The organism is Paraburkholderia dipogonis (assembly GCF_042680985.1).
GTDB lineage: Bacteria > Pseudomonadota > Gammaproteobacteria > Burkholderiales > Burkholderiaceae > Paraburkholderia > Paraburkholderia phytofirmans.
The window spans coordinates 344,668-362,478 of record NZ_JBHUFR010000011.1 but is presented as its reverse complement, the minus strand read 5'-3'; the positions used below and the strand labels follow the sequence as shown (position 1 = coordinate 362,478).

Below are 17,811 nucleotides of genomic sequence, written 5' to 3'. Positions count from 1 at the left end.
ATTCCGATGCCTTCACAGTTGCGCCGAAAGCCGCTTGATTTCGCGATTCAGCACGCGCTCGTTGTCCGAATAGTCGATCGGCAGATCGATCACATGCACGCCGGGCGTCGCGAAACATTCGCGCAGCAACGGCGCGAACTCCGCCGCCGTTTCGATGCGATGCCCCTTCGCCCCGTAGCTCTCCGCATACGCGACAAAATCCGGATTGCGCAGCGTCATGCCGTAGTCCGGGAAGTTCATGTTTTCCTGCTTCCAGCGGATCATGCCGAAGGCGTCATCGCGCACAATCAGGATCACCAGATCCAGTTTTAGACGCACCGCCGTTTCCAGCTCCTGCGAATTCATCATGAAGCCGCCGTCGCCGCACACGGCCATGACCTTGCGGTCCGGGTGCACGATCTTGGTGGCGATCGCGGACGGCAGGCCCGCGCCCATGGACGCCAGCGCATTGTCGAGCAGCAGCGAATTCGGTTCGTGCGCGCGGTAGTAGCGGGCGAACCAGATCTTGTACATGCCGTTGTCCAGACACACGATGCCGTCCACCGGCGTGGTCTCGTACACGTCGTTGACGACGCGCACCGGATACATGGGAAAGCGGTCGTCGTGCTGGCCTTTGGCCAGATGCGCCTCGAAATGCTCCTTGATCTCCTTGAAGCGCGTGAAGTCCCAATGCTCCTGCCGCTCCTTGAGACTTTCCTTGAGTTGCCACACCGCGTTGGCGATATCGCCGACCACTTCGATCTGCGGGAAGTACACCGTATCCACTTCCGCGCCGAGAAAGTTGACGTGAATCACCGTTTTCTCGCCCGCGTCGCCGCTGCGCATAAAAAACGGCGGCTTCTCGATCACGTCGTGACCCACGTTGATGATGCAGTCCGCGTGATCGATCGCGCGGTGCACGAAGTCGCCGTCGGAAAGCGTCGCATTGCCGAGCCACATGGGATGCGATTCGTCGATCACGCCCTTGCCCATCTGCGTCGTGAAGAACGGAATGCCGATCTGGTCGACGAATTCGCGCAGCATTTTGGTGGTGGTCTTGCGATTGCCGCCCGCGCCGATCATCAATAACGGATGCTTCGCGCTGGTGATCGCCTCGACCGCGCGCGCCACGGCTTTTTCCTCGGCGACGGGACGGCGGCTGAAGCTCTTCGGAATCGGCTTGCCGTCGCCTTCTTCATGCGCGACGTCTTCGGGCAATTCGAGGTGCGTGGCGCCGGGCCGCTCTTCTTCCGCCTGACGAACCGCCTCACGCACCATCGCCGGGATATTGGCGATCGAGACGATCTGCCGCGTGTACTTGGTGAGCGGCTCCATCATGCGGACCACGTCCACGATCTGGAAATGCCCCTGCTTGCTCGACTTGATCGGCTTTTGCCCGGTGACCATCAGCATCGGCATGCCGCCGAGTTGCGCGTACGCCGCGGCGGTCACGAAGTTGGTCGCGCCCGGCCCAAGCGTGGCCAGACACACCCCCGTGCGCCCAGTGAGACGGCCGTACGTGGCAGCCATGAAGCCGGCCGCCTGTTCGTGACGCGTGAGGATCAGACGGATTTTCGAGCGGCGCAGCGATTCGAGCAGATCGAGATTTTCTTCACCGGGAATGCCGAACACGTACTCGACACCTTCGGCTTCCAGCGATTTGACGAACAGGTCCGATGCTTTCATTGAGGGTCTCGCTTGATGATACGGACGCGGGCCGTGAGCCCAACGCTCGGGCTCCGGAAACGGACGATCGAAAACGACGACGGCCACGCCGGCAGCACCCGGCATGACTGCGATGGCAGGACGCGGCGACACGGCGGCAATGCCATGCGGGACAGCTTACTACTCGAATGGAAACGGTGTGCGCCGGCGGGCAATGCCGCGAAGCGCAAGGCGGGGGTCGAAAGAAGAAGCGGCGGCATGGAAAGAGAAAGCCGCCGCATCGCGCTCAGCGATTGATGGTGATGCAGTCGGAGAGCATGGGCGGCGCGTTTTCGCCGGCCATGGCGTCATACAGGTCCGCGCGCGGGCCTTTGGTCCACCACGTATAGCTGCCGGCCTGATATTTCGCGCCGGAGGCCGACAACGTGTTGACGAACAGCAGTTGCTTGCCCTTCACCGGCACGAGCGCGAAGCTCTGGCCGTTCGCCGTGTTCCAGTAAGTGACGTGCAGGATCTTGCCGGTCGCGCAGGTGTATTTGTGCGTCTGACGGTTTTTGGTCTGAATCTCGGAGAACTGCAACGGCGCGGCCCACGCCTCGCCGCATAGCGCCGCGAAACCCGCCGCCGTGGTGACTGCAACAAGCCATTTCTTCATGAGATGCCTCGATCGTTGCTACCAATCAAACACGAGTGACGCGCCGCACATTGCGCGTGGCGTTGCGGCTAAACGACCGGCGACGGACCGGTTATGGATCGATCACGTCGGCGCACGCGTCGGTCGGCGCGGCGGCAACATGCCCGACCAGCGGCACGATCTTCAGGCCTGCCGAGGCGACCCGGCACGGCGCGGCCGCGAGGCCACATCCGGTCAAGCCGGCGCACAGCGCGAGCAGCACGCCGAGAGCGCCGAGACGGCCGGTCCAACCGCGCCGCGTGGTGTTGCGGATTTCCAGCGCCATACTTACCTCTACTCCGGCAGGCTCGACGAGCCCAAGCACTCAGATTGCACGCGCGGCGATGACGCCGGACACGCGAGTTGAACGGCGCACGGCGAATCGCTTCGGCTGCCGCGATTCGCTGCGTTGCGCCGTCATTTACTTCGCCGACACCGGCCGCACCGCCGCCGCGGCCTGCTTCGCGCGCGAACGGGCTTCGTCGGTGGTCTCGCCGGTGGCGAGCGCCACGCCCATGCGGCGTTTGGCGAAACTCTCCGGCTTGCCGAACAGCCGCAGGTCCGCGTTCGGCACCGCCAACGCCGCGGCCACGCCTTCGAAGGCAATGCCGGCCTCGTCAAGCCCGCCATAAATCACCGCCGACGCACCCGGCGCCCGCAGCGACGTGTCCACCGGCAAACCGAGGATCGCGCGCGCGTGCAATTCGAATTCCGAAAAGCGCTGCGAGCACAGCGTGACGAGACCCGTGTCATGCGGACGCGGACTCACTTCCGAAAACCATACGTCATCGCCGCGCACGAAAAGTTCCACGCCGAACAGGCCGCGGCCGCCGAGCGCGGCCGTCACCTTGTGCGCGACTTCGCGCGAACGTTCCAGCGCGAGCGGGCTCATGGGCTGCGGCTGCCACGATTCGACGTAGTCGCCCGCCACTTGCACGTGGCCGATCGGATCGCAGAAATACGTGCCGACCTCACCGCTTGCCGGGTCGATGGCGCGCACGGTCAGTTGCGTGATTTCGTATTCGAAGTCGATAAAGCCTTCGACGATCACGCGGCCGTGATTCACGCGGCCGCCGGCCAGCGCGTATTGCCATGCGGGTTCGACGTCGGCGTCGCTGCGCAGCACCGACTGCCCCTTGCCCGACGACGACATGACCGGCTTCACCACGCACGGATAGCCGACCTTGGCGATGCCCGCGCGCAGTTCGTCGAGCGAATCGGCGAAGGCGTACGGCGAGGTCGGCAAGCCGAGTTCCTCGGCGGCCAGACGGCGGATGCCCTCGCGATTCATGGTGAGCTGCGTGGCGCGCGCGGTCGGGATCACTTCGGCGAGACCGTCGCTTTCGATGGCGGCGAGCGCGTCGGTAGCGATCGCCTCGATCTCGGGGACGATCAGATGCGGCCGCTCCTGTTCGACCAGCGCGCGCAACGCGGCGCGGTCGGTCATGTCGATCACGTGCGCGCGGTGCGCCACCTGGTGACCCGGTGCATTCGGATAACGGTCGACGGCGATCACTTCGACGCCCAGTCGCTGCAGCGCGATGATCACTTCCTTGCCGAGTTCGCCGGCGCCGAGCAGCATGACGCGCGTGGCGGATTCAGAAAGGGGCGTGCCGATCCGTTGGCCGATCTGCATGAGGTCTCCAGATAAAAGTCGGATGAGGGTGGGATTGGATAGAGCACGATGTTAACATGCGGGCCCCTCGCCGCGCCTTGCTCGCGGCGGCCGCACCATGATTCGCGCGTGCAGGGCAACGGCGTGGCGCGAAGGCGGCGCGCAAGGGCGCCGCGGCGCTCCGAATCGGCGCTTTCGCGTGCCGTTGCTCTCGCGTGCGGCGAGCTTAGTGCGTTACCCTTACGCCTTCGCCAGTTTGAAGAGGAACGACGCCATGCTCCAAAGCTCCTCCGCGCGACGTGTTGCGCGCTTCACCCCTTGCTTCAACTCTTATCTGCGCACCGCCATTGCCGCGTTGAGCGTCGCCGCGCTGTTGAGCGCCTGTGCGATCCCGAAACATCCCGACGAGCAGGCCGCCGCGCCCGATCCATTCAACCCCGCCGCCGCGCAACTGCTCGACGACACCAGTTGGGTGCTGAGCGCCTGGAAACAGGCCGACGGCACGGCGCGCGCGATCCCGGCCGCCGATCAGGGCAAGCCGATCACGTTGACGCTCTCCACCTCGACCGGCCAACGCCACGCCAGCGGTTTTTCCGGCTGCAACCGTTATATGGGCTCGTACGCGCTGAAAGACGGCAAGCTGAGCTTCGGCACGCTCGGCGGCACGCGCATGGCATGCGCGGCGCCGGGCGGACAGATCGAAGGGGCATATCTCAATGCGCTCACGCACATCGACCGCACCGGCGTGCAGATGCGCGCGCCGCAGCAGATGCAACTGGTGCTCGACAACGGCGACACGCTGACCTTCGACAGCAGCACGAAATGAACGCGTCACGGATCGTCCCGCCGATACGCTGGCGCGCTGATGAGCGAAGCGGACCGCGCACTGCGGCGCCGCGTTCCGGACGGTCCGTATGACGGGTGAAGGCTGTCCCGACAGCCGTTGTTTTTCACCGACGGCAGACCGCGCGCCGGTCTGTTTTCCAATTGGACGCAAGCATACTTGCGTCTGCCTTCGAAGCATCGGGCTTCGCCGGTTTAAACTCGACGGATTGCGTTTTTGCGCGTCCGTCATTCGCTGATGTCTAGTATGCACACGGTAGTTTTCGGCTGGTTCGGCGGGTCAGCCGTCTGGTTCATTCCTCTTTTGTGGCGTCTCGTGAAGTCGGCTCTGCCGGGTGGCGCGGGTCTGCGCGGCCCCGGCACGATCCGGCTGTGGCTCGGCTTCGTCTGCGTGCTGGTGGCGAGCTGCACACTCGAGGCGTCGCTGATCGCGGTGGCCGGCGTGAATGGCTTCGGCCATGCGCTGGCGGCGAGCTTCGGCCATCTGCTTGGGCATATCGGCACGCCTCTCGCGGCGCTCGCGCTGTTTTTCATCAGCCTGCCCTGGCTGATCGATTTCCGCTGGCGCGATTTCGCCGCGTGGGCCGACGGCGCGTTCGGCCTCGGCCTGTCGCGCGGCCTCGCCAAACGCGACGAGGAAGCGCGCCGCCATCGCAGCGTCGACGATGGTTTGCCGTCGCATGTTTCGCCGGCTGCCAATACGATGGCGCCTAAAACCAATGGCCGTTATGCGCGCCCGACGGTCTGGCGTCCGCCGGCGCGCGGGCGCGACGCGGCTGCGGCTGGCGCTGCGGCAAGCGTGGCGGGCAAGGATGCGGCGGCGCGTGGCGCTGCGCCGAGCTGGCGCGCGGGCACGACAACGCCGCGCAGCCAGGCGAAGCAGGCCGAGCCGGTACTGCGCACGGGCGCGGCGACGACACCGCCGCGGCATGTGCCGATGCAGGCGCAACCACTCAAAGCGGAGAAGGCTGCGTGGATGCCGGCTGAGCCAGTTGCGCCAGCTGGTTGGTTGCGCGAGTCTGGGTCGCGCGCGGCTGTGCCGGGAGCGGGTTCGGGGGCTGGTTCGGTCTCGGGTTCGGCAGGTGGATCGGGGGTGGCGGGCGGGTCGGGGGCGGCAGGTGCTTCTGGTGCTTCCGCTCGCGTTGGCGCGTCGCAGGTTGGACGTCGTTCGGCCGGTGAGCAACGGCCCGTGGGATCGGCAGGAGCCGGCGCGGGTTTGGCGGCCGGGGGCGCTTTTGTTGCGAGTGCTGCGGGTGCTGCGGGTGCTGCGGGTGCTGCGGGTGCTGCGGGTGCTGCGGGTGCTGCGGGAAAGGTACCTCAGGCAGCAGTGCACGCGTCAGCGACGGCACGGACCCTGTCGGGCAGCGCGGGTTCTCATTCCGCCGTAGGTTCAGTTGGATCCGACGCGGCCGGTGCGAGCCGCCCTTCGACGATGGCCCAAGGCGCGACGGCCTCGGCGGCTTCCGTCAATCGCGCGCCAGTGCCCCGGCAAGCTTTCTCGCCTGCCCCGCGTTCGAACGACGCCACGCCGACGCCGGCAGCGAGCCGTCTGGCGCCCAGCTACACGCGCCCGATGCCGGCGACGCAGAAAGTCACGCCGCCTGCCAGCGTCCAGGAAACCCTTCGCAGCATCGCGGAAAACGCCGCACGTTGGACTGATATCGCGGGCGTGAGCCTCGCGCGCAGCACTGGATCGGAAAACGCGAAGCTGACGAGTGCGCCGAACGCAGCGCCGTCGTTCGAGCCTGAGCAGCCGATTGTCGATGTGCCGCGAATGGATGCGACTGAAGCGGCTTTGACGCCGGATGCGCATCGTCCTTCGCTCGGGGTTGCGGACAGCGCGCCGGTCGATGCACCGCGCGTGGAAGCCGCGTTCGAAGTGCCGCCCGAAGTCAGCCACGAGCCCGTCGTGCAGTGGCCGATCGAGCCGCCAGTTATTCAACCGCCGTTGACGGCGGCGCCAGTGGTTGAGCACGCGCCGGTTGCTGCCCCTGCGTCTGCGCCGTTCGTTGAGCACGCGCCGATTGCTGCACCTTCGCCTTCGCCGGCATCGCAGTATGTGCCGCCGGTCGCCACGCCGACGCCATTCCAGATTTTCGCTGCGCAGTTGCAAGCAAGCGAAGCGCACGAGAATGAACCGCCGTTCGAAGACGATCCGACCGCATCGACACCTCACGCCGACCATCACGCGAGCCCGAGCGCTGAAACGGCACAGGCGCTCAGCCAGCCAGCGCGCCCTTCAGAAGTCATCGCACCGCGCGTCGCCGAGCAGACCGCTGCGCCGGCAATTGCCGAACAAGTGAAAGAAGCCGCATCGTTGGTCGAGCCGCAAGCCGCCGCGCCTGCTTCGGCTGCCGAAGTCGTGATCGATAAGACACTCGCGCCGTGGGAAGCCGAACTCGATGCGGTGCTGGCGCAACACGCCGCTTCGTCATCGAGTGTGCCGGCTGTCAGCCGCGTCGTTGTGTCGAGCGGAACCGGCGCGACGCCTGACGCCGCCACGCCATCGCTGAGCATCGCTCGCGCTGGCGAGTCCGCCACGCCCGTCGAAACGGAAACGGCGGACACGCCTGCCCTGTCGGATATACCTGAAACATCGGACGCGCCGCACGTCCCGGAGACATCGGTCACCGCACAAGCGGCGAACATCTCGGAGACGCCGTCCACCGCAAACGCGACTAATATCACCACCACAGTGGCGCCGCAAGGCATTACGCAGCAGACCTCGGACTCGCTCGCTAACGCGCACGCGTCGAACCTGCCCATCGCGGTGCCGTCGCAGAGCCACGCGCCGCAAGCATCAAACGTGGTTCGCTTTCCGGGCTTCGCGATTCAGACTGCGCCCGCGACATCCGACGTCGCTGACAACGAATCTTTCGCCGATGAAGAACGCCCGAACGAAGCCGCCATGCCGCCGCTAACGCCGGCAACATCGACATCGCTCGCGGCGCCATTTAGCACCGAGAAGACCCCATCCGTAGAGGCAACCGCGGCAACCGCAGCCACCGAGCCCACCGAACCCGCCGTCCAACCGCGCCCTCCCCTGCGCGGCCACAGTCCCGCCAACGGCTTCGAGTTCCGCGCGCCCGCGGCATCGATGGTCGAATTGCCCACGCTCGACCTGCTCGCGCCCGCGGACATCGACGTCGAACCCGTCTCCGAAGAAAAGCTCATCGAAACCGGCCTGCTGATCGAACAGCGTCTGCAGGAATTCAAGGTGCCGGTGACCGTCGTCGGCGCGTCGGCCGGCCCGGTCATCACACGCTTCGAAGTCGAACCGGCGCTCGGCGTACGTGGCAGTCAGATCGTCGGCCTGATGAAGGATCTATCGCGCGGCCTCGGCCTCACGTCCATCCGCGTGGTCGAGACGATTCCCGGCAAGACCTGCATGGGCCTCGAATTGCCGAACGCCAAGCGCCAGACGATCCGCCTCTCCGAAATCCTCGAAGCCAGCGTCTACCAGAACTCGCATTCGCAGTTGACGCTCGCCATGGGCAAGGACATCACCGGCCATCCGGTCGTCGCCGATCTGGCCAAAGCGCCTCACATGCTGGTCGCGGGCACGACCGGTTCGGGCAAGTCGGTGGCAATCAACGCGATGATCTGCTCGCTGCTGTACAAGGCGACGCCGGAAGAAGTCCGTCTGATCATGATCGACCCGAAGATGCTGGAGTTGTCGGTCTACGAAGGCATTCCGCATCTGCTCGCGCCCGTCGTCACCGACATGAAGCTGGCGGCCAACGCGCTCAACTGGTGTGTCGGCGAGATGGAAAAACGCTACCGCCTGATGTCCGCGGTCGGCGTGCGCAACCTGGCCGGCTTCAACCAGAAAATCCGCGACACCGAAGCCAAGGGCAAGAAGCTCGGCAACCCGTTCTCGCTGACGCCGGAAGCGCCCGAACCGCTCGCGCCGCTGCCGCTGATCGTGGTCGTGATCGACGAACTCGCCGACCTGATGATGGTGGCCGGCAAGAAGATCGAAGAGCTGATCGCGCGGCTCGCGCAGAAGGCGCGCGCCGCCGGCATCCACCTGATTCTGGCCACGCAGCGTCCTTCTGTGGATGTGATCACCGGCCTCATCAAGGCGAACATTCCGACGCGCGTGGCGTTCCAGGTGTCGTCGAAGATCGACTCGCGCACAATTCTCGATCAGATGGGCGCGGAGTCGCTGCTCGGCCAGGGCGACATGCTGTTCCTGCCGCCCGGCACCGGCTATCCGCAGCGGGTGCACGGCGCGTTCGTCGCCGACGAGGAAGTGCATCGGATCGTCGAGTATCTGAAGCAGTTCGGCGAGCCGCAGTACGAGGAAGGCATTCTCGACGGCCCGGCCACCGACGGCGGCGCGGCGCAAGACCTGTTCGGCGAGTCGCCGGATGCGGAAGCCGATCCGCTCTACGACGAAGCGGTCGCCTTCGTGGTGCGCACGCGGCGCGCGTCGATCTCGTCGGTGCAGCGGCAGTTGCGCATCGGTTATAACCGCGCGGCGCGGCTCGTCGAGCAGATGGAAACCGCGGGCCTCGTGTCGGCGATGGGCATCAACGGCAGCCGCGAAGTGCTGGCGCCCGGGCCGGCGGAATAAGCGGCGAATGGCCGGTGAACACCGCTGATTGCAGTTGATTGCCGGCGCTTCCGAAAGGTGCAAGAAGCAAGCGCAAACAACCTCGCCGCAAAATCGACCACAAAAAAAGAATCGGGCCGCTTTACAAAAGCGGCCCGTTTTTTTCATCCCGGGCGCGGCGCGTCGACATCACCCGCCTCGTCTTTCACCGCGTCGTCGGCATCTCGTGTTACGACGGCGAGACCAGCTTGAAATCCACCGGCGCGCCGAGCTCGAAATGTTTCGGATTCGCTTCGAGCAAACCGCTCTGCTGATCGCGCTTGAACACATATACGGTATCGCTGTTCTGATTGCCGACGATCAGCCAGTTTCCCGTCGGGTCGATCGCGAATTCACGCGGCGACTTGCCCATGCTCGATTGATGGCCGATCTTCTTCAGGTGCCCATTAGTCGGGTCGACTGAAAAGATCACGATGTCGTTGGCGTCGCCGCGATTGGTGGCATACAGAAAGCGCCCGTCCGGCGACAGATGAATCGCCGCCGCGCCCACCGCGCCCTTGAAGCCAGCTTCGGTCAGCGGCAGCGTTTGCACCTGGGTGAGCTTGCCGTCGTTGTAGTCGAACGTGCTGACCGTGGCGGCCAGTTCGCTCGTCAGATACGCGTGTTTGCCATCGGCGCCGAACACCAGGTGGCGCGGACCGGAGCCGGCTTTTTCCTGGTTGTAGCGCCAGTCGGTTGGGCCGAACAGGCCGCGGCTGCCGTCAGGCGTGTAGCGATACGAGTACAGCTTGTCCGCGCCGAGATCCTGCGCGAACAGATAGTGGCCGTCCGGCGAGAACACGGTGGAGTGAACATGCGAGTTGTCCTGACGGCCCTTCACCGGACCGCCGCCTTCGTGGTGCACGGTGAGCACCGACGCGCCGACCTGGCCGTCGGCCTGCAACGGGAACACCGCGAAGCTGCCGCCGGGATCCGCGGCCACCGAATAGTTCGCGGTCAGCAAATATTTGCCGTCCGGCGAGAGGCTCAGATAGCAGGGATCGTTGCCGTCAGAGGAGACCTTGTTGAGAAACGTCAACTGGCCGCTCGCGGCGTCGAAACGAAACGCGCTGATGCCGCCGCGTTGCGTGGCCGGGCCATTGTCGCCGGGCATTTCGTTGACCGCGTAGACGAAGCGGCGGTCGCGGCTCACCACGAGGTAGGACGGGTTGACCGTCTGCGCGGCCGAGACGCGCGTCGCTTCACCCGTCTTCGTGTCGAAGCGATAGACGTACAGCCCTTCGCTCTTTGGGCCGGTATAAGTGCCGACCAGCATGTCATATACGCCGTCGGCGGGAGCCGGGCCGGAATCTTGCGCAAACGCATGCGAAGCAACAATCGAGACCATGAGCACGAAACCTTTTATTATCGAGCGGGCAGAGCGCAATGGAGCATGCGCGACGCGCCATGAAGTGGAATCAGCAGCAGAAGGCAAGCGGGAATCCGCAACGGCACGCATCGCGGCGGCTCGGTGACGACGAAGCATATGACCTCCTCGGACAGCGGTTATTTGGTTGAAGCGGTTGTCATGGTGTCGCTGGTCTGCCGCGCAATCGGTCGAGCGTTGTTCTTATCGAAAGAAGTATAAAAGCGTTGTGCCGGATCATGCAGCGATTCCGTCGACCCGCGCCGGGTCAGCCGGCAATCGACAATCGGCAGCATGAATAGCAATTGTCCCGCCTGACGGGTCGTTTTTTCAATCGCGTCTCACACTACGGAGTCTTCATGAACGTCACACTCAGCCTGGGCCCGCTGGTTTCGTTGATCGCCGGTATTCTGATTCTTGTCATGCCGCGCCTGTTGAACTACATCGTCGCGCTCTATCTGATCATCATCGGCATCATTGGGATCTTCGGCGTGGGGTCGTCGCACTTCTGAGCGGCGGCGTTCCATGCTTACGCAAGGGTTACGCAAGCATGGAAAGTGCGACCGGGCGCCGTGCCGGCCCGGCTGCGCTCCGCATGGAGGCAAGACATAAGACGTGCGAAAGCTTCACGCGCCAATTGGCCGTGAAGCTCGAAGCAAGCGATAAACCCGGACTGCACGGCGAAGCAATGTTCGTTCGCCCGAAGCAGGGTGAGTTTTGCGCTCAGCGCTGTGAAGTCACCATCCGGTGCGCATGAAGCGCCGCAGCTTAACCGTTTGAAAGCTGGTCGAGACGCAGCCGTCCCTGCAACGACAGCGCACCGACAGCATAATGGCCGTCGCCTGCCTGATAACGGCGAAAGCACGCCCGTTCGACCAGAAAGGCTGCAGCGGTCAACAAGCCGTTGCGACTCAGGCCCAGGCGGCCATGATCGAGCGGCAACATCGAATCGTCGGCAAGTTGGCTGGCGGCCGAGAGAATCGTGATGCAATCAGATTTCGACGGGTTCAGCATAGCTTTGGTCCTCGGAAACGGCGTGTGTATGCGCCATGGGCGGGGCCGGTTCATAATCCGGAAAGCTCCTCCGGGCGTCGGCATGAAATCTGATTGTAGGCATTGATTTGACAATTACCAACCCGCGTTTTTGCGTCGCGTGATGAACCAAAACGCATCGCGCCAGTCGGGTAAAGGCAACGACACTTCAACGACACCTCGCGCGGCGCGACACGCCGCGCGCACTACTGACCCGCTCCCATGCCCGCACTCATCGAAGACTATGCGCTCATCGGCGACGGCCATACGGCCGCGCTAGTTTCCCGCGATGGATCCGTCGACTGGCTCTGCTGGCCGCGTTTCGATTCGGGCGCCTGCTTCGCCGCCCTGCTCGGCACGCCCGAAAACGGCCGCTGGCTGATCGCGCCGGTCTCGGACACGCCGCCGACCATCACCCGCCGCTATCGCGGCGAGACGCTGATCCTCGAAACCGACTTCGACACGCCCGAGGGCGCCGTCACGCTGATCGATTTCATGCCGCCGGGTAACGGCTGGTCGGAAATGGTGCGGCTCGTGGTCGGCAAACGCGGCACCGTGCGCATGAAAATGGAACTGGTGCTGCGCTTCGATTACGGCTTCTCGGTACCGTGGGTCGATCGGCTGAAGCACGACAGCGGCATCAAGGCGATCGTCGGACCGGACACCGCCGTGTTGCGCACGCCGGTCGAGTTGCGCGGCGAGGACATGAAGACGGTCGCCGAATTCACGGTCAGCGAAGGCGAACGGGTGCCGTTCTCGCTTGCTTATGCGGCCTCGCATCTGCGCATTCCGCCGGCGCGCGATCCGCACACCTCGCTGGCGCGCACCGAGAATCACTGGCTCGAATGGTCAGCGCGCAGCACGGTGGAAGGACGCTGGGCCGAACCGATCCGCCGTTCGCTGATCACGCTGAAGGCGCTCGCTTACGAGCCGACCGGCGGCATCGTCGCCGCGCCTACGACTTCGCTGCCAGAACAACTCGGCGGCACGCGCAATTGGGACTACCGCTACTGCTGGCTGCGCGACGCCACCATCACGCTGCTCGCGATGATGCGCGGCGGCTACTACGACGAAGCGCGCGCGTGGCGCAGCTGGCTCGGGCGCGTCATGGCCGGGGCCCCGGATCAGTTGCAGATCATGTACGGCATCGCCGGCGAGCGCCGTCTGCCTGAATTCGAAATCGACTGGCTGCCGGGCTATCAGGACGCGAAACCGGTGCGGATCGGCAATAACGCGGTCGGCCAGCGCCAGCTCGACGTCTATGGCGAAGTGATGAATGCGCTGCATCTGGCGCGCGTCGGCGGCCTGCAGGCGGACGACACCGCATGGAACGTGCAACGCGCGCTGCTGAAGCACCTCGACACGATCTGGCAGGAGCCCGACGAAGGCATCTGGGAAACGCGCGGCGGCCGTCAGCATTTCACCTTCTCGAAAGTGATGGCGTGGGTCGCCTACGATCGCGCGATCAAGTCGGCGGAGATGTTCGAGCTCGAGGGCCCGCTCGACGAATGGCGCGCCACCCGCGCGCAGATCCACGCGGAAGTTTGCGAGAAGGCCTGGAATCCAGCGCTCAACGCGTTCTCGCAGTGCTACGGCACCGACCAGCTCGACGCGAGTGTGCTGCTGATGCCGCTGGTCGCCTTCCTGCCGCCGAACGATCCGCGCGTGAAAGGCACCGTGGCCGCGATCGAACGCGACCTGATGCACGACGGCTTCGTGATGCGCTATCGCACGACCGAATACGACGACGGCCTGCCGCCGGGAGAAGGGACGTTTCTGGCGTGCTCGTTCTGGATGGTGGACAACCTGGCGCTGCAAGGGCGCCTCGACGAAGCGATCGCAATGTACGAACGGCTGCTCGCGCTCTGCAACGATGTCGGTTTGCTCGCGGAGGAGTACGATCCCGCTGCGAAGCGTCTTGTCGGCAATTTTCCGCAGGCGTTTTCGCACGTGGCGCTTGTCCACACCGGCCTGAACCTGATGAAACATGAACAGGCCATGGCGCAGGCGACCGGGCAACCGCCCCATAACGGCAGCGGAGCGACGGAACTTGATGCTGCTGCAACCCCGGATAGCGGCGCGGCAACATCGCCAGTAGCATGATTTAATGACAGTTTGCGTGCTAGCCGCGCGCAAAATGCTGCATTGCACAAGTACGCTTTGTTCGATATGATCGACGAGACTGTCGGCCGAAAAACAATGTGCCTACAACCAGAATGGCCTGCCGCAGCGCCACACGCGTGTTTGCGAAGCCTCATGCGAACCGCTTAAAACGGAGCACCCATGCTCTACCAACTGCACGAATTCCAACGGGCGATGTTGAGCCCGCTCACCGCCTGGGCTCAGGCCGCGTCGAAATCTTTCGCGAATCCCGCCAGCCCCTTGGCCTACGTGCCCGGCGCCACGCGCCTCTCAGCCGGTTACGAACTGCTCTACCGGCTTGGTAAAGATTACGAAAAGCCCGAGTTCAATCTCCATCAGATTGTCAAAGACGGCCACAACATTCCGATCATCGAACAAACGATCATCGAGAAGCCGTTTTGCCGCCTGATGCGCTTCAAGCGTTTCGCGGACGACAGCGACGCTGTCATCCAATTGAAAGACGAGCCGGTCGTGCTGGTGTGCGCACCGTTGTCAGGACACCACGCCACGCTGCTACGCGACACCGTTAAAACGCTGTTGCAGGATCACAAGGTCTACCTCACCGACTGGATCGACGCCCGCATGGTGCCGCTCGAAGCCGGCCAGTTTCGTCTGGACGACTACGTCGCCTACATTCAGGAATTCATCCGTCACATTGGCGCGAAGAATCTGCACGTGATCTCGGTGTGTCAGCCGACCGTGCCGGTGCTCGCCGCCATTTCGCTGATGGCGAGCCGCGGCGAAGACACGCCGCGCACCATGACGATGATGGGCGGCCCGATCGACGCGCGCAAGAGCCCGACCTCGGTCAACTCGCTCGCCACGCAGCACTCGTACGAGTGGTTCGAGAACAACGTGATCTTCACGGTGCCGCCGAATTATCCGGGCGTGGGCCGTAAGGTTTACCCGGGCTTTTTGCAGCACACCGGTTTCGTGGCCATGAATCCGGAACGCCACGCGGCGTCGCACTGGGATTACTACCAGAGCCTGCTGCGCGGCGACGAAGACGACGCGGAAGCGCACCGCCGCTTCTACGACGAGTACAACGCCGTGCTCGACATGGACGCGGACTATTACCTCGATACGATCCGCGTGGTCTTCCAGGAATTCAGCCTTGCCGAAGGCACGTGGGACGTCTCCGGCGAACGGGTGAAACCGCAGGACATCACGAAGACCGCGCTCTTCACGATCGAAGGCGAACTGGACGATATCTCCGGCGACGGCCAGACCTACGCCGCGCACGAGTTGTGCACCGGCATTCCGGCAGAGCACAAGCAACACTTCACAGCGGAAAAGTGCGGGCACTACGGCATTTTCTCGGGACGCCGCTGGCGCACCATCATCTACCCGCAGTTGCGCGACTTTATCCTCGCGCACAACAAGGCGCCGAAGGTAGCGAAGGAAAAAGTCGAAGCCTGAGCTTCGCACGCATAGTCGATAGACAACGGCCTCTTCGGAGGCCGTTTTCGTTTATGAAGATCCCGAAGCCTCGATGCGCGGGCGACGCGAGCTTACTTCCGCAACAGATAGGCGAGCAGCAACTCGGTGTTCATCTGAATCACTTCACTGCGCTCGCTCGCACTGCTGAAATCGCGGCCGAGGGTGGCTTCGAGCGTGAAGCGGTTCGACACGATGTAATAGCCCATGCCGGACAGCGTGACATAGAAGCGAAGCGGGTCGACATTGGTGCGAAACAGCCCCGCGCGTTGACCGCGCTCAAGAATGCCGCCTAGCGTGGCGACAATCGGCGAAATCATTTCGCGGATGCGCGTGGACTTCTGCATATAGCGTGCTTCATGCAGATTCTCGTTATTGATGAGACGCAGCAACTCGGGATGATCGCGGTAGTAATCCCAAACAAAATGCGCGAGACGCGTGATGGCCTCGACCGGGGCAATGCCATTGAGTTCGAGCGTGCGCTCCGCTTCGTTGAGCGCGCTGAACGCGTGCTCGAGTACCGCGGTGAAAAGCTGCTCCTTGCTACCGAAGTAGTAATAGAGCATGCGCTCATTCGTTTCCGCGCGGCGAGCGATCTGATCGACGCGCGCGCCGAATAGCCCACCATTTGCAAACTCTTCGGCCGCCGCGAGCAGAATGCGGCGCCGTGTGCCTTCAGGATCTCTTTTGATTTTCGGCTGATTCATGGTGGCATCGTCTTCGTGAGCCGCGTTATCCGGATCGCGCCGCCGGCCTCTCCTCGGGCCTTGCACCGACAGCACTGAACGGGCTGGTTGGGGGAATACCCTTCTGCGGTCTTTCGAAAAAGCGCTTCGATTATGGCACATGGATTGCGGATGGCAATTGGGGAAATCGGCGATAATGTGCTATTTAGTTCAAGCTGTGCGGCCGCAAGCCAAAGCACCAGCCAGAGCCCCACGCCGTGACCGTGACAGATACCAGAACACTCGCAGACCGCATCGAAGGTCTGCTTCCCCAGACGCAATGCACCAAGTGCGGTTACCCCGCATGTCGTCCCTATGCCGAAGCCGTTGCAAGCGGCGAGGCCAATTACAACCAATGCCCGCCGGGCGGCGCCGAAGGTGTCGCGCGACTCGCTGCGTTGCTCGGCAAGCCGGTGATTCCGCTCAATTCCGCCAACGGCATCGAAAGGCCGCGCCCGTTGGCGGTTATCGACGAACAAGTTTGCATCGGCTGCACGTTGTGCATGCAGGCCTGTCCGGTCGATGCAATAGTTGGCGCACCGAAACAGATGCATACGGTGATCGTCGAGCTTTGCACCGGTTGCGATTTGTGCGTGCCGCCTTGCCCCGTCGACTGCATTGCCTTGCCGCCGGTCACAGGTGAAGCAACCGGTTGGGACGCGTGGAGCGAGGCGCAGGCCGACGCCGCGCGCGCACGCCACGACCGGCGCGAAGCGCGTCTCGCACGCGAGCGCGAGGCTGCCGAAGCGCGTGCTGCAGCGCGGCGAGCAGGCACCACTGTCACTGCTCAGGTTACCGAAACAACTGCGGCCGCCAGCGCCGCGCCATCGGCCGCACCCGCCGCTGACGATGCCGAAGCCAAAAAACGCGCGATCATCCAGGCCGCGCTCGAACGTGCTCGCAAGAAAAAAGAGGAACTGGCCGCCAAGGGCCAAGGCCCGCTAAACACCGAGCGCGTGAGCGCGGATGTGCAGGCGCAGATCGACGCCGCCGAAGCACGCCGCCGCCGTCTCGGCCTCGCCGCGGACGACACCGGCACACCGTCCGACAAGCGCTAACCGCACCGTCACGCCCAGCATGAACGCGAACAAACGCCGCGCCATCTACGAGACGCTTCAGAGTCTCAATCCTCATCCGACAACCGAACTCGAGTACACCACTCCGTTCGAACTGCTGATCGCCGTGCTGCTGTCGGCGCAGGCCACTGACGTGTCGGTCAACAAGGCCATGCGCAAGATGTTCCCGGTCGCGAACACACCGCAGAAGGTTTTCGATCTCGGCGAAGAAGGCGTGACCGGCTACATCAAGACCATCGGCCTCTATCGCACCAAGGCGAAGAACGTCATCGCGACTTGCCGCATTCTGCTCGATCAGTACGGCGGCGAAGTGCCCGAGGATCGCGAAGCGCTCGAAAGTCTGCCGGGCGTCGGCCGGAAAACGGCCAATGTGATTCTGAACACGGCATTCGGTCATCCGACCATTGCGGTCGACACGCACATCTTTCGGGTTGCGAATCGAACCGGTCTTGCGCCCGGCAAGGACGTTCGCGCGGTCGAAGTGGCACTGGAGAAATTCACGCCTGCCGAGTTCAAGCAGGACGCGCACCACTGGCTGATCCTGCACGGCCGTTACGTGTGCAAAGCGCGCCGGCCGGAATGCTGGCATTGCGTGATCGAGCCGCTGTGCGAGTTCCGGCCGAAAACGCCGCCGCCGGATCTGTAAGCGCAACCGGCGCCG

15 protein-coding genes are annotated in these 17,811 nt (G+C 64.0%); 8 read left to right on the top strand and 7 right to left on the bottom strand.

Translation table 11 applies throughout. The features are described from left to right. Nucleotides 1–12: 12 nt before the first annotated feature. Nucleotides 13–1,665, bottom strand: a complete 1,653-nt coding sequence (locus ACFSNN_RS17075; protein ID WP_134456736.1) for an acetolactate synthase large subunit — start codon at nt 1,663–1,665, stop codon at nt 13–15. 33 nt (nt 1,666–1,698) lie between these two features. On the opposite strand from ACFSNN_RS17075, the gene ACFSNN_RS17070 reads away from it, so the two are divergent. Beyond that, nucleotides 1,699–1,941: a hypothetical protein gene (locus tag ACFSNN_RS17070; protein ID WP_134456737.1), complete on the top strand. Its 243-nt coding sequence runs from the start codon at nt 1,699–1,701 to the stop codon at nt 1,939–1,941. Here the strand turns inward: ACFSNN_RS17070 and ACFSNN_RS17065 are convergent. The 3 genes from ACFSNN_RS17065 to purT all read right to left on the bottom strand — a co-directional run bounded on the left by ACFSNN_RS17065 (nt 1,931) and on the right by purT (nt 3,953). Continuing rightward, nucleotides 1,931–2,299 carry an MliC family protein gene (locus ACFSNN_RS17065; protein ID WP_106306566.1) on the bottom strand — a complete coding sequence of 123 codons (369 nt, stop codon included), beginning with the start codon at nt 2,297–2,299 and terminating at the stop codon, nt 1,931–1,933. The genes ACFSNN_RS17070 and ACFSNN_RS17065 overlap by 11 nt on opposite strands. 91 nt (nt 2,300–2,390) lie before the next feature. Beyond that, complete coding sequence (locus ACFSNN_RS17060; protein ID WP_116119374.1) at nt 2,391–2,603, bottom strand: DUF6726 family protein; 213 nt, start codon at nt 2,601–2,603, stop codon at nt 2,391–2,393. A gap of 135 nt (nt 2,604–2,738) precedes the next feature. After that, nucleotides 2,739–3,953, bottom strand: a complete 1,215-nt coding sequence (purT, locus tag ACFSNN_RS17055; protein ID WP_134456738.1) for a formate-dependent phosphoribosylglycinamide formyltransferase — start codon at nt 3,951–3,953, stop codon at nt 2,739–2,741. A gap of 253 nt (nt 3,954–4,206) precedes the next feature. Here purT and ACFSNN_RS17050 point away from each other — a divergent pair, with 253 nt between their 5' ends. Both ACFSNN_RS17050 and ACFSNN_RS17045 read left to right on the top strand, forming a co-directional pair. Beyond that, on the top strand, nt 4,207–4,758 hold the full coding sequence (locus tag ACFSNN_RS17050) for an META domain-containing protein (protein WP_134456739.1): 552 nt from the start codon (nt 4,207–4,209) through the stop codon (nt 4,756–4,758). 264 nt (nt 4,759–5,022) lie between these two features. Further along, nucleotides 5,023–9,354: a DNA translocase FtsK gene (locus ACFSNN_RS17045; RefSeq protein ID WP_134456740.1), complete on the top strand. Its 4,332-nt coding sequence runs from the start codon at nt 5,023–5,025 to the stop codon at nt 9,352–9,354. A 208-nt stretch (nt 9,355–9,562) separates the two neighbouring features. Here the strand turns inward: ACFSNN_RS17045 and ACFSNN_RS17040 are convergent, their stop codons facing one another. After that, on the bottom strand, nt 9,563–10,858 hold the full coding sequence (locus tag ACFSNN_RS17040) for a lactonase family protein (protein ID WP_134456741.1): 1,296 nt from the start codon (nt 10,856–10,858) through the stop codon (nt 9,563–9,565). 239 nt (nt 10,859–11,097) lie between these two features. Between ACFSNN_RS17040 and ACFSNN_RS17035 the strand changes: the two genes are divergently transcribed. Continuing rightward, the gene (locus tag ACFSNN_RS17035) at nt 11,098–11,250 is read left to right on the top strand and encodes a DUF3096 domain-containing protein (RefSeq protein ID WP_007175701.1); all 153 of its coding nucleotides are present in this window, start codon (nt 11,098–11,100) and stop codon (nt 11,248–11,250) included. Nucleotides 11,251–11,506: 256 nt separating this feature from the next. On the opposite strand, the gene ACFSNN_RS17030 is transcribed toward ACFSNN_RS17035, so the two are convergent. After that, nucleotides 11,507–11,752 carry a hypothetical protein gene (locus ACFSNN_RS17030; protein ID WP_134456742.1) on the bottom strand — a complete coding sequence of 82 codons (246 nt, stop codon included), beginning with the start codon at nt 11,750–11,752 and terminating at the stop codon, nt 11,507–11,509. A gap of 240 nt (nt 11,753–11,992) precedes the next feature. On the opposite strand from ACFSNN_RS17030, the gene ACFSNN_RS17025 reads away from it, so the two are divergent. Together ACFSNN_RS17025 and ACFSNN_RS17020 are read left to right on the top strand one after the other, a co-directional pair. Next, the gene (locus tag ACFSNN_RS17025) at nt 11,993–13,873 is read left to right on the top strand and encodes a glycoside hydrolase family 15 protein (protein WP_134456743.1); all 1,881 of its coding nucleotides are present in this window, start codon (nt 11,993–11,995) and stop codon (nt 13,871–13,873) included. Nucleotides 13,874–14,053: 180 nt separating this feature from the next. Then, the gene (locus ACFSNN_RS17020) at nt 14,054–15,331 is read left to right on the top strand and encodes a polyhydroxyalkanoate depolymerase (RefSeq protein WP_134456744.1); all 1,278 of its coding nucleotides are present in this window, start codon (nt 14,054–14,056) and stop codon (nt 15,329–15,331) included. 92 nt (nt 15,332–15,423) lie between these two features. On the opposite strand, the gene ACFSNN_RS17015 is transcribed toward ACFSNN_RS17020, so the two are convergent. Next, nucleotides 15,424–16,056 (bottom strand): TetR/AcrR family transcriptional regulator, encoded by a 633-nt coding sequence (locus tag ACFSNN_RS17015; RefSeq protein ID WP_012432273.1) that lies wholly within the window; start codon nt 16,054–16,056, stop codon nt 15,424–15,426. Between the two features lie 242 nt (nt 16,057–16,298). Between ACFSNN_RS17015 and rsxB the strand changes: the two genes are divergently transcribed. Together rsxB and nth are read left to right on the top strand one after the other, a co-directional pair. Beyond that, on the top strand, nt 16,299–17,132 hold the full coding sequence (rsxB, locus tag ACFSNN_RS17010; RefSeq protein WP_134458946.1) for an electron transport complex subunit RsxB: 834 nt from the start codon (nt 16,299–16,301) through the stop codon (nt 17,130–17,132). Nucleotides 17,133–17,151: 19 nt separating this feature from the next. Then, entirely contained in the window at nt 17,152–17,796 is a 645-nt protein-coding gene (gene nth, locus ACFSNN_RS17005) for an endonuclease III (protein ID WP_134140550.1), read from the top strand. The last annotated feature ends 15 nt before the right edge of the window (nt 17,797–17,811 follow it).